Source organism: Bullifex sp. (assembly GCF_034103065.1).
GTDB lineage: Bacteria > Spirochaetota > Spirochaetia > Sphaerochaetales > Sphaerochaetaceae > Bullifex.
Genome location: NZ_JAXEGN010000102.1, coordinates 1 through 11,557, shown reverse-complemented (window position 1 = coordinate 11,557; position 11,557 = coordinate 1). Strand labels below are relative to the sequence as shown.

12 protein-coding genes are annotated in these 11,557 nt (G+C 33.4%); 1 reads left to right on the top strand and 11 read right to left on the bottom strand.

All coding sequences use genetic code 11. The features are described from left to right. Positions 1–470 (bottom strand): PfkB family carbohydrate kinase (locus SOY52_RS04260; RefSeq protein WP_320847740.1); only part of this gene is annotated, 470 nt, incomplete at its 3' end. Positions 471–533: 63 nt separating this feature from the next. On the opposite strand from SOY52_RS04260, the gene SOY52_RS04255 reads away from it, so the two are divergent. Continuing rightward, a complete protein-coding gene (locus tag SOY52_RS04255; RefSeq protein ID WP_320847739.1) occupies positions 534–2,411 on the top strand; it encodes a translation factor GTPase family protein in 1,878 nt (625 codons plus the stop codon). On the opposite strand, the gene SOY52_RS04250 is transcribed toward SOY52_RS04255, so the two are convergent. From SOY52_RS04250 to SOY52_RS04205, 10 genes are all read right to left on the bottom strand, one after another. Next, entirely contained in the window at positions 2,401–3,567 is a 1,167-nt protein-coding gene (locus SOY52_RS04250) for an MFS transporter (protein WP_320847738.1), read from the bottom strand. The two genes, SOY52_RS04255 and SOY52_RS04250, sit on opposite strands and share 11 nt — an antisense overlap. A 205-nt stretch (positions 3,568–3,772) precedes the next feature. Further along, a complete protein-coding gene (locus SOY52_RS04245; RefSeq protein WP_320847737.1) occupies positions 3,773–3,997 on the bottom strand; it encodes a hypothetical protein in 225 nt (74 codons plus the stop codon). 99 nt (positions 3,998–4,096) lie between these two features. Further along, the gene (locus tag SOY52_RS04240) at positions 4,097–4,504 is read right to left on the bottom strand and encodes an arsenate reductase ArsC (protein ID WP_320847736.1); all 408 of its coding nucleotides are present in this window, start codon (positions 4,502–4,504) and stop codon (positions 4,097–4,099) included. Next, on the bottom strand, positions 4,497–4,790 hold the full coding sequence (locus SOY52_RS04235; protein WP_320847735.1) for a thioredoxin family protein: 294 nt from the start codon (positions 4,788–4,790) through the stop codon (positions 4,497–4,499). Before SOY52_RS04235 ends, SOY52_RS04240 begins: the two co-directional genes overlap by 8 nt. A gap of 8 nt (positions 4,791–4,798) precedes the next feature. Beyond that, complete coding sequence (locus SOY52_RS04230; protein ID WP_320847734.1) at positions 4,799–5,800, bottom strand: permease; 1,002 nt, start codon at positions 5,798–5,800, stop codon at positions 4,799–4,801. Continuing rightward, complete coding sequence (locus tag SOY52_RS04225; RefSeq protein WP_320847733.1) at positions 5,800–6,114, bottom strand: metalloregulator ArsR/SmtB family transcription factor; 315 nt, start codon at positions 6,112–6,114, stop codon at positions 5,800–5,802. Before SOY52_RS04225 ends, SOY52_RS04230 begins: the two co-directional genes overlap by 1 nt. Positions 6,115–6,273: 159 nt before the next feature. Further along, positions 6,274–6,762, bottom strand: coding sequence for a hypothetical protein (locus tag SOY52_RS04220; RefSeq protein WP_320847732.1), 489 nt, complete (start codon positions 6,760–6,762; stop codon positions 6,274–6,276). After that, a complete protein-coding gene (locus tag SOY52_RS04215) occupies positions 6,759–7,868 on the bottom strand; it encodes a hypothetical protein (RefSeq protein ID WP_320847731.1) in 1,110 nt (369 codons plus the stop codon). Before SOY52_RS04215 ends, SOY52_RS04220 begins: the two co-directional genes overlap by 4 nt. A gap of 87 nt (positions 7,869–7,955) precedes the next feature. Next, positions 7,956–9,332: a YgeY family selenium metabolism-linked hydrolase gene (locus SOY52_RS04210; protein ID WP_320847730.1), complete on the bottom strand. Its 1,377-nt coding sequence runs from the start codon at positions 9,330–9,332 to the stop codon at positions 7,956–7,958. A 135-nt stretch (positions 9,333–9,467) separates the two neighbouring features. After that, positions 9,468–11,557 (bottom strand): response regulator (locus tag SOY52_RS04205; protein ID WP_320847729.1); only part of this gene is annotated, 2,090 nt, incomplete at its 5' end.

Sequence of the window (11,557 nt, the reverse complement as noted above, 5' to 3'; positions counted from 1 at the left end):
AGCTTTAAGCTTCTATTTTCTTCTAAGAAAGAAATGATTTGGTCTCCACCTTCATCCTCTATTTCAAGTCCATATACATAAACACTATCAAAATCAGATAAACAAATACCATCTAAATATGATTTATCAAAGGAGTATTCTATTCCATGGTATGCGATAAACGTTCTTTCACCATTATTCTCTACAAGGCATATACATGCACCATGAGGTTTATCTGCTAAACGGAATGGTTTAATACCTTGTTTCTCCAACTCCTTTAAAGCAAACTCACCATAAATACCACTTCCAATAGTAGTGCAATGTAAATGTGGAACATCTAATAGGTTTAATACCCTAGCAACGTTATAAGCACATCCACCAAGATTAAAAACGTGAGGATTAGAATTTACTGAGCCCGCAGAACTAGGAAGAGAAGGAATTGAAACTGTTATATCGACTGTACAAGAACCAATGATAAGTGTTTTTTTCATAAAATGAATAATACAATCACTCATTGGTGCAAACAATAGTTTTGATATGGTATTATCAAAAACATGAGTTTAATTACAGGAATAGTTGCCCATGTAGACGCTGGTAAAACTACTCTTTCAGAAGCAATACTTTTCAAAAGTGGTGCAATTAGAAAATATGGAAGAGTTGATAGCAGAAATACATTTCTTGACACTGACATAATTGAAAGAAAACGTGGAATTACCATCTTTTCTAAGGATGCAATTGTAAATGACAAGATTACTCTTCTTGATACTCCAGGACATGTTGATTTTGTTTCTGAGATGGAAAGGACTCTAAACGTTTTAGATGCAGCTATATTGCTTCTTAGTGCTCCTGATGGAATTCAAGCTCACACTCGAACCCTTTGGGCAATGCTTGAAAAAGCAAATATTCCAACTCTGATATTTGTTAATAAACTCGATGTTTTTAAAGGAAATATAGATTATCTATTAGATAAATTATATAAAGGTCTTTCACCACATTTAATTGATTTTTCAAATCAAGAATCTGAAGAATTTTATGAAAGTGTTTGTTCTGCTTCCGATGAGCTAACAGAAAAGTACTTAAATCAAGAACCACTTGAAGATGATGATATTAAAAAAGCAATTAGTAAAAGAGAAATATTTCCAATTCTTTTTGGCTCTGCACTTAAACTTGATAATATTGAAGCATTAATAACTATCTTGGAAAAGTATTTTTCTCCAAAACCAACTACAGCTGAATTTGGCTGCTGTGTTTACCGAGTTTCTAGAGATGAACGTGGAAATAGAATTACACATGTTAAGGTAACAGGTGGAACTTTATATGCAAAAGACCAATTAGATAATGAAAAGGTTAATGAACTAAGGGTAAAAGGTGAAACTGTAAAAGAGGTAAAGAGTGGTAATGTTGCTCAGATTATAGGACTTAAAAACTCTAAACCAGGATTAATTTATGGAGAAGGATCATCGTCCTACACCTCTTCTATCTTTCCTGCCCTATCATACAGTGTTAAAGCAACAGACAATAGTGATAATTCACACCTCATTAAAGCACTTTTAGAATTAGAAGAGGAAATACCAGAACTAAATGTTAATATTCAAAAAGATGAAATAAGAGTTATGGCGATGGGTGATATCCAAATTGAAATTATCACCGATATTATTAAAAGAAGATATCATATCTCTATCTCATTTGAAGATGGAAAAATCGCATATAGAGAAACTATTAAAAATAAAGTTAGAGGAATTGGTCACTTTGAACCTCTAAAACACTATGCTGAAGTACATTTAGAACTATCGCCTCTTCCAAGAGGCTCTGGCCTTGTATTTAAAACAGCTGTTTCAACTGACCTACTTGATTTAAATTGGCAACGCCTAATAATGACTCACCTTAAGGAAAAGGCTCATATAGGAGTATTAACTGGTAGTGAAATTACTGATATCGAAATAAAGCTTGTTGCCGGTAGAGCACATCTGAAGCATACAGAGGGAGGAGACTTTAGAGAAGCAACATATAGAGCAGTTCGAAATGGGCTTATGAAGGCTCAAATGGTTTTACTCGAACCTATTTTTTCCTTTATTGCAATAATACCAGAAGTAGCTGTAGGAAGGTTTTTTAGTGATATCGAAAAGATGCATGGAGAGTGCAAAATAAAAGATAGCAAAGATTCCTTTATTACAATTGAAGGTTCTTGCCCTGTTATTACAATGCTAAATTATACAAAAGAACTTCGCTCATACACAAAAGGGCAAGGAGCCCTAAGCTGTGTAGTAAAGGGATATGAGGTTTGCCACAATGCAGATAAAGTAATTGACGAAATTTCTTACTCTCCACTATCTGATTTAGAAAACCCACCATCAAGTGTATTTTGCTCTCATGGAGCAGGCTTTCAGGTTCCTTGGGACCAAGTGGAAGAGTATTGCCACATTAAGTATTAGCTCTCTTTGTTTTTGCAACAATTATTGGAACAATAGTTAGCATTACAATTGAAACTACATAACCAAAACTATATGAACCACTATAGTCATAAAGCACATTCATAAAAAACGGTGCAAGAGCAGAACCAAGAAAGTTAAAAGCGGAAGCATTTCCAGATGCAGAAGCAAATATTTCTGCCTTACATAAATATCGCGCTAATACAGGATATGATACAGAACCAAGGGCAGTTGCCATTGCAGCTCCAATTATCATAGTTGGGTGCAGTATTTGATAAGCAGCAAAGAGGTAACTTAATGCACCAACTATTCCAATAGCACAGGAAATAATAATTGTTTTAACGCTCTTTAGCTTATCATACATTCTTCCCATAATTAGCTTAGCAAAACAAAGGCCAAGCATGAATATTGAATTCATTGATGCAGCATACATCGTTGAATAGCCCTTATCACAAAGATGAGGAGGCATTGTCTGAGACATTATCGTAATTCCAAAGCCAATTAAAAATGCAATAAGCATAAGTCTTCCTGTTCCAGGAATAAATAAAGCAGAAGAACTACCATCCTTCTTAACACCATAGTTTTCGTGGTTTGGCTTTACAAGAAATAGAGTTACTGGAATTGCAACAACTAATAATAAAATTGATAAAAATCGTATAGCACTTTGATAACCATAGGTATCAATCCAATGGGCAGTTAATACATTTAATATCATACCACCAATACCAGAACCCATAAATGCAATACCTACAGCTGTACCTTCATTACTATCTTCAAACCAATCATGTATTAAAACAGAATAGGAGGCAAATGATACATAAGGCATCATGAAGCCAATTAATATAAATACTATGTAGAAAATTAAAAGCGAATTAGTTATTGATAAAGAGAGAAATAGTAATGGAATTAAAATTGCTGAAAGCACCATTAGCTTCTTTAAATCATATTTCCTAAATAGCTTTCCTGACATTACAGAGCCAACCATATAGGCACAATATAGTAAAGTCAATGAAATGTTAAACGCACCTCTTGTAAAGTTATTTTCACTACAAATAGGAATAATAAAAAGGGAAAAGCAGTTTACTATTGCTGCATATATTGTTCCAGTCATCACTGTACCGGAAATTGCTATCATCCATGCTCTTAATTTCTTGCTCATGAAAAAGGATTATCACTCTTTTACTTTATCAAAGCAAGAGTATATTAAAGCAATAAAAATATTATGATATCATAAATCAAAAGTCTAAAATTTTTTATATACTCAGTTTTTTACCCCTAATTTTTAGTAATATTGCAATATTTTTATTTATATCCTATGGTAGAACTATGAATATCAAAGTTTTTCCTAAAGATACTCATGATCTTTACACTACCCCACTACTTCTGCAAACAGCATATTGGTCAGCAGTTAAAAGCCGTTTAGGCTTTATCCCATTAGCCTTTGAACTTGTCGTTAGGGAAAAAGAAATCCATCCTAATATGCGTTCCTCAGCAACAGATCTTATGCTTATTGCCTTTAAGCCCTCTGTTGCCGCAATTTCTTTTCTAGATTTTAATATTTCCTCTTTTAATGTAATAGTAGTGTTCAAAGTCCCCTCCATAATGAAGGGGTATCATTTTTTATTCATCCAACTTTCTAGTCAAAAAATATTAAAAATTTTCACAAACACTATAACAAGAGAAAATTATCAAATACTCTTGCTAAGCATTTCTTTTAACTCTAAAACCTTTCTCTCAATTTCTTTAATTGTATAGATAAAAATATCATCACTTTGACCAGTAGGATCAGATAGTCCCCAATCTGCTCTATAAGAGCAAGGAAGATATGGGCAATTAACATTACACCCCATAGTGATAACAACATCAACAGATGGAATATCTGATAACAGTTTACTCCTCTGCCCTTCTTTTTCCATATCGATATTGTATATTTCCTTCATTATGCGAACAGCATCTTGATTAATACTTGGCTTAACCTCTGTTCCTGCAGAGTAGCTTTCAAAAACATCTGAAGCTAAGTGCCTTCCTAAGGCTTCAGCAATTTGGCTACGACAAGAATTATGAACACAAATAAATGCAACTTTCTTCTTAGCCAATGTACTTTTTTACCTCATCACACTTTAGGACTTTACCAACACTAACAAGCTTATCATTAACAACTAAGCCAGGCATTGACATAGCTCCATAAGCCATAATCTTTTCAAGCTCAGTAATATACTCAACTTCTACATTTAAATTAAGTTCTTTTACTGCCTGCTGAGTATTTTCTAGCATTTGGTGGCAGGACTTACATCCAAGTCCTAATACCTTAATATTTTTAACTTCAACATTGCTCTTTTCACAGCAACAGCCTTCTTCCTTCTTCTTTGAAAAAATAGACATATCTCCTCCTAAATTAGAAAATTCTGTAAATAATTAAAACTATAACCAACAACAATTATTCCAATTGTACATATTGCAATAAATACACCTAATAACTTAGGTTTAATTGCCTTTTTCAGCATTATCATTGATGGAAGGGATAGTGTTGTAACTGCCATCATAAATGAAAGCACAACACCAAGTTTTGCTCCCTTTGCTAATAATGATTCAGCAATTGGAATGCATCCAAAAATATCAGCATACATTGGTATGCCACAAATTGTGGCAAGAAACACCCCAAAAGGATTTCCATTACCAAGTATTTTAACAACTAAATCCTCAGGGATCCAATTGTGGATAATAGAACCAATTCCAACACCTATTACAACGTAAATGAATACTTTTTTAGCAGTTGAGACAACTTGAGAAACTGCATAATCAATTCTATCTTTTTTAGTTAATTTTGCTTGTGGTATTTCAATATTTTTAGCCTTTAAAATAAATTCTTCTACATATTTTTCCATATGCATTTTTCCAATAAAAGTACCACCTATTACAGCTATTACTAAACCAAAAACTACATATACAATTGCAACCTTATAACCAAAGATACTCATTAATAAGACAAGAGAACCTAAGTCTACCATAGGGGATGAAATTAAAAAGGAAAATGTTACACCTAAAGGTAAGCCCGCACTGGTAAAACCTATAAATAGAGGAATAGATGAGCAGGAACAAAAAGGTGTTACTGTACCTAGTAGTGCTGCTAGAGTAGACGCCCCAAGCCCACGAAATCTTGAAAGTATTTTTTTAGTTCTTTCAGGAGGAAAGTAGCTTTGAATGTATGAAATTATAAATATTAATACCCCTAACAAAACCATTATCTTGATAAGGTCATAAACAAAGAAATGAATACTTCCACCAAGTTTTGAAGTGATATCGAGACCAATTAAGTTAATCAGGTTACCCACAAGACTATAAAGCCACTTCATTCCAAGTACTTGGTTTTGTATAAAACTCCAAATACTCATTATTTTTCCTCCTTGCAAGAAGTACAAGAGCAATTACAATCAGAAACACTAATATACTTTAAAAACATTTCTTTAATCACATCACTCCCCTCTTTAGAGATAGAGTAATACATCCACTTTCCATCCTTACGATAATTTACAAGAGCGCTATCACAAAGCAGCTTCATATGATGAGATAATGTGGATTGAGTGATATTTAATTTCTCAAGCAATACACAAGCACACTTTTCTCCACTGTGTAGTAGATCAAGAATTCTTAGACGATTTTCATCTGCTAAAGCTTTGATAATCTTTGCATCTTCTCTATATCCCATAGTTTAACTCCAAATAAAAGATATATAACATATTGATAATTGTCAATATATCAATATAATCTTTCTTAAGGACCCTTAATACTTTTTATGACATTCATTACAGTGCCCATAAGTATTGAAGAACAATCAAAAGAATACATATTTATATGAAATTTTTTACTATCGTTTATTTATAAAACCTTCTTCATCAAGAAGATTTTTTAATCTTTTTAATTCACCTTCATTATTTGAAGAGAAAATAATAATTCCTTTTGTTAGTTCTTTTAGTATTGGAACTAATTCATCACGAGTCCAATAAGAAGCACCAACTGAGTATAAGGCTCTTAAAATTAAAGTGTTGTCAAATTCCTTTTGATTAAAAAGTGATGTTAAAATAAGCACTCTCAAATCTCGACCTTCACCACTTTGACTATCAAGTTCACTAAGGTCATAGTCAGATGTTCTACCACAAGGGCACATACAGGAAAAGCAATCAGGTACAAGCTTCCTTTTTTCATCATCACAGAGCTTAATTAACTCTTCATCTGTACACTCTCCCGATAAAGAAACTTTAATTAAAGAAAATAAGCTATCACTTAATAAGTGTTCATTCCCTTCTGTTGATCTTGCAAGTCCAATAAGCTTTCCAATTAATTCTTTTGATCTCATAATTTATCCTTTGGAAGAATCATATCATCTTCTTTATAAATAGAAATTATATGTTTTGTTTTTTCAACTGGGAATGGAGCATCATATTTATTAAAGATCTCTATTTTTTTTACAATCCCTATTTTCTCCCTATTATCATCACCAACTGGTACTAAGACATAGTCTTCTTCATCTACATCATCATAATCACATATGTAGTAATAGGTTATTAAAGAGCTGCCAAATGAAACTGAACAATAAATTATTTCATATTCTTTAGGATATACTTTTTTATATATTTGAGGCTTTACAAAGTTAAAATCTAGAATTGTTGTGATGCTCTTAATAAATGAAACTAAATCTGACCAGCAATTTGGAAGACCAATGGCATCATAAGAACCTTCATGTTTTATTACATTACCTTTATTTGAGGTAATAGTTATTTGATAACGTCTATTCCTTGTATTAGAACTATCTTCGGGAAGATAATACCATTCTGAAAATTTATATTCTTCAAGAAAGTTTTTAATTTTATTTGGACTTTTAATAATAAGATTAGTATTCTCTTCACTATTTTCAAAGCTTAAGCCTAACTCACATTTTTCATAATCGAGATAAAGCTTCTCTAAATTATTTTTTATATTAAAAATTGCTTCTATAGTTGAAACAAATTCCTCTCTTGCATTTCCATCAAATAAAAATAAATTAGGAAGCTTTAATTCATCTCTTATCAGCATACAGATATCTACATCGTTAAGTATATATTCTCCAATAAGGTCGCCAGAATAGTGAAAAGATTTATTATCTATATTTATTAATTCAGCATCCCATACACCTACATCACAAGCGAACTGGGGATCATAATTATTAGTAAAGTATGTAGTAATTAACTCAAATATTAAATCTACACTTTCTTTGGAAATTCTATAATATTCACTCTTTCTTTTCTCATAGCGAGGATAAACAGGATAGCTAAAGCCATATCGTGTTAGCCAAACTCTACCATCATTTCTTATCGTAAGATGTTGTGTAACTTCTTTTCCTGTAATTGGTAAAAAAAAACCTGATATTTCAGATTTTAATCTAAACAGTTTCAGCTTTCCTTTAAAAGCTTCATATTGATTCATTAATTAATGATACAAGAGTTAATTTTGAAAAGAAATCAAAAAGGGAACCTATTTCTAGATTCCCCTAAAGTTATAAAGTAACTTATTTTACTTAATATCGTTACCTGTGAGTTCCTGGCGGAAAGATGTTGCACTTTCACTCTTATCACCTGGCTTATAGAGCATTGGAACTGCTGCATAAAGTGCTGCACAAACTACAAGATCCTGCTTCCATGTAATTTCGTTAGGAGCGTGAGCCTGGCTTTCAGCACCTGGACCAAATCCTACGCAAGGAATTCCATATCTTCCCTGGATTGATACACCGTTAGTAGAGAATGTCCACTTATCTGTAAGAGGTCTACCTTCTCTCTTAGCTTTTGCTGTATCATCAGCCCAAAGTCTTGTATCACCCCAAAGAGCCTTGTGAGCATCGATTAATGCCTGTACGTGTGGAGCAGACTCTTTGTTAATCCAAGTTGGGAAGAAGCATTCTGTCTTATAAACTTCACCTGTCCAAGCTGGTCTGTCATACCAGTACATTGATACCTTAACATCATCACCATACTTTTTAACTGATGGGAGATCTTCAATTTCCTTTAAGCAACTCTTATATGTTTCACCAGCTGTCATTCTTCTATCGATTGAGATTGCACAGCTATCAGCTACAGCACAGCGTGAAGGAGATGTGTAGAAAATCTGGCTAGTTGTACATGTACCTCTACCAAGGAATCTCGCATCTTCATAGTGATCTGGGTTGTACTTAGGATCAAGCATCTTTACAAGGCCCTTAATTTCAACACTGTCATCTGCTGGGTTTTCGTTGAGAGCTCTAACATCCTGAAGGATATCAGCCATCTTGTAAATTGCGTTATCACCTCTTTCTGGAGCTGAACCATGGCAACTTACACCCTTAACATCAACTCTGATTTCCATTCTACCTCTATGACCACGATAGATACCACCATCTGTAGGCTCTGTAGAAATAACGAATTCAGGAACAATCTTATCTACGTTGTAAATATACTGCCAGCACATACCATCACAGTCTTCTTCCTGTACGGAACCAACTACCATGATTTTGTAGCCTTCTGGAATAAGGCCAAGGTCCTTCATGATCTTCGCACCATATGTTGCAGAAGCCATACCACCTTCCTGGTCACTACCACCACGACCGTAGATTACTTTATCTGTTTCATATCCCTTATAAGGATCAGCTTCCCAGTTATTAATATTACCAATACCTACTGTATCAATATGGCTATCGATTGCAATAATTTTATCTCCATCGCCCATCCAGCCAATTACATTACCAAGTCCATCGATTTCAACCTTATCATAACCAAGGCTTTCCATCTCTTCTTTAATTCTTAATACAACACCCTTTTCTTCACAGCTTTCAGAAGGAATAGCGATCATATCCCTCAAAAATTTTGTCATTGCAGGTCCATAAGCTTCTGCAGCCTTCTTGATTGCAGCGTAATCCATACATATCCTCCGTATTGTCTCGCTATTATAAGAGTTTTTTTTAACCCTATATATATGCTAATCGAGAAAAAGAGATTTGTAAACAGAAAATGTTGCGTTTTGTTGCAAAAATTTAAAAACTAAAAATTACTATTTTTATTTTCTTTTTTGCGCAAAATAGCGAACCATTTCGATAAGCTTACTTGGTTCTACCGGTTTAGATAGATGTGCATTCATACCACTTGCTAGAGACCTCTTAATATCCTCATCAAAGGCGTTAGCACTAACTGCAATAATAGGTATATTTTCATGGTTTGGGTGGTTACTTGTTCTAATCATATAAGATGCTTCTAAGCCATCCATGACAGGCATCATCACATCCATAAAAATAATTTGATAGTAACCTTCTCCTGAAGAGGTAAACATCTCTACAGCTTCTCTACCATTGAAAGCAGAATCAACATGACAACCTTCTTTTTCAAGGAAAGCTCTAATAATTTCCATATTAAGCTCATTGTCCTCTGCAACAAGGATATTAACTTTGCTGAAATCTATTTCTTCAATTGATTCCTCTTTCTTAACCTCTGGCTCTTGAACAATAGGAAGCTCTAGAGTGAAGTAGAATGTACTGCCCTTTCCAACTTCACTGTCCAATAAGATTTCAGAATTCATCATATGAATTAATCTGTTACAAATTGATAATCCAAGACCAGTACCTTGTCTCTGGTTAGATGAATTACTTAGTTGCTCAAAAATACCAAAGATACGATTTTTATCTTCTTCGGCTATTCCAAAGCCTTCATCACTAACCGCAAAGTAGATAATAGCAGTGTTATCATCTAATCTACTTTCCTTAACAGTTAAGAGGGTTCTTGAACCACTTGGAGAGTACTTTACTGCATTACCTAACAAATTAATTAATACTTGAGTAATACGTAATGCATCACCATAGAACCACTTATGCTTTAAATCGATATCAAAAGCTAGTGTTTGTTTTTTATCAGCAAATTCTCCATCAAGTACAGGGTGAAGTTCATCAATAAGTTTCTTTAAATCAAAGTCATTCTTTGATAGTGTCATCTTTCCACTTTCAATCTTAGACATATCTAAAATGTCATTTAGTAAGCCCAATAGATAGTCAGAGGAAGCTCTAACCTTCTTTAAGCAATCGATAATTACTTCACGGCTTTGACCCTCTTGGAGGGCTATTTCACTCATACCAATGATACCGTTCATTGGTGTTCGAATTTCATGAGACATTCTAGCTAGGAAGTCTGACTTAGCCCTAGCAGATAAATCATGACGCTCTTGGTTTACTCTATTTTGAATAACAGTGCTTATTTCACTTAATAAATTAGCTTTATCTTTATCCATCAACAAAGCAGGATCTAAACCTACAAAGAAGATTGAACCTGAATATTGACCATTATCAGACATATAAAAGGTAATACCATTTCTTGGGCCTAAATCTTTTTGGAAGATTGCCGCAGTATCAACAGCCTCATCCATCGATAATAAGGTATTCAGAGCCGATAACTTATTCATCTCTTGATAATCTTTATCACTTAGATGGTAAACAGGCTCAATACCTTCAGGTGTTTTCTTATATTTACAACAATAATCGACAAGACCATACAAGTACTCACTTGAAAAGGAGGTTACTAGTAAATCAATTAAATTAAAGTGTTTTGACAACCTTTTAAATGCTAAATCAAGGGCTGCCGCAGTAGAATTAGTTCTATCAAATAGATTTAAAAGAAGAGATGCTAATCCCATATTATCAATATTATTTTGTGATAAGATTTCACCAAAGAAAGCTTCTCTTACACCAATATTGCTATTCCACTCTTCAATATCAAAGCCCTTTCTCTTTGCAACATTCAATGCAGAATTAGCTTTATCAATTAGCTCTTTTACACTCTCATTATTTGCACTTACAAGGCCTGCTTTTACCTTAAGAATTAATGCATCAGGCCGAATTAATGAAGAGAACTCCTCTTCAATCTTGTGAAGTGCTCTCTTTGCTTCAATAGAAGAAAAAAGAGGCAGCCATAAAATAAAAGAATTAGAATCAGAGCGAATTAAGATTTCATCACTACAAATAGTTTTAATAATTAGAGCAAGCTCATTTAATATTAAGTCTCCAAATATTAAACCATTATCCTTTACAATCGATGAGAAATCACAAATATCAATAATGGCTAATACACCATTACTTCTATCGGCTTTTTCCAATAAACCCTTTC

Excerpts from the sequence above, each read along its gene's own strand:
- SOY52_RS04230 (WP_320847734.1), bottom strand. The coding sequence starts at position 5,800 with ATGAGTATTTGGAGTTTTATACAAAACCAAGTACTTGGAATGAAGTGG.
- SOY52_RS04235 (WP_320847735.1), bottom strand. The coding sequence starts at position 4,790 with ATGTCTATTTTTTCAAAGAAGAAGGAAGAAGGCTGTTGCTGTGAAAAG.
- SOY52_RS04255 (WP_320847739.1), top strand. The coding sequence starts at position 534 with ATGAGTTTAATTACAGGAATAGTTGCCCATGTAGACGCTGGTAAAACT.
- SOY52_RS04215 (WP_320847731.1), bottom strand. The coding sequence starts at position 7,868 with ATGAATCAATATGAAGCTTTTAAAGGAAAGCTGAAACTGTTTAGATTA.
- SOY52_RS04220 (WP_320847732.1), bottom strand. The coding sequence starts at position 6,762 with ATGAGATCAAAAGAATTAATTGGAAAGCTTATTGGACTTGCAAGATCA.
- SOY52_RS04250 (WP_320847738.1), bottom strand. The coding sequence starts at position 3,567 with ATGAGCAAGAAATTAAGAGCATGGATGATAGCAATTTCCGGTACAGTG.
- SOY52_RS04225 (WP_320847733.1), bottom strand. The coding sequence starts at position 6,114 with ATGGGATATAGAGAAGATGCAAAGATTATCAAAGCTTTAGCAGATGAA.
- SOY52_RS04210 (WP_320847730.1), bottom strand. The coding sequence starts at position 9,332 with ATGGATTACGCTGCAATCAAGAAGGCTGCAGAAGCTTATGGACCTGCA.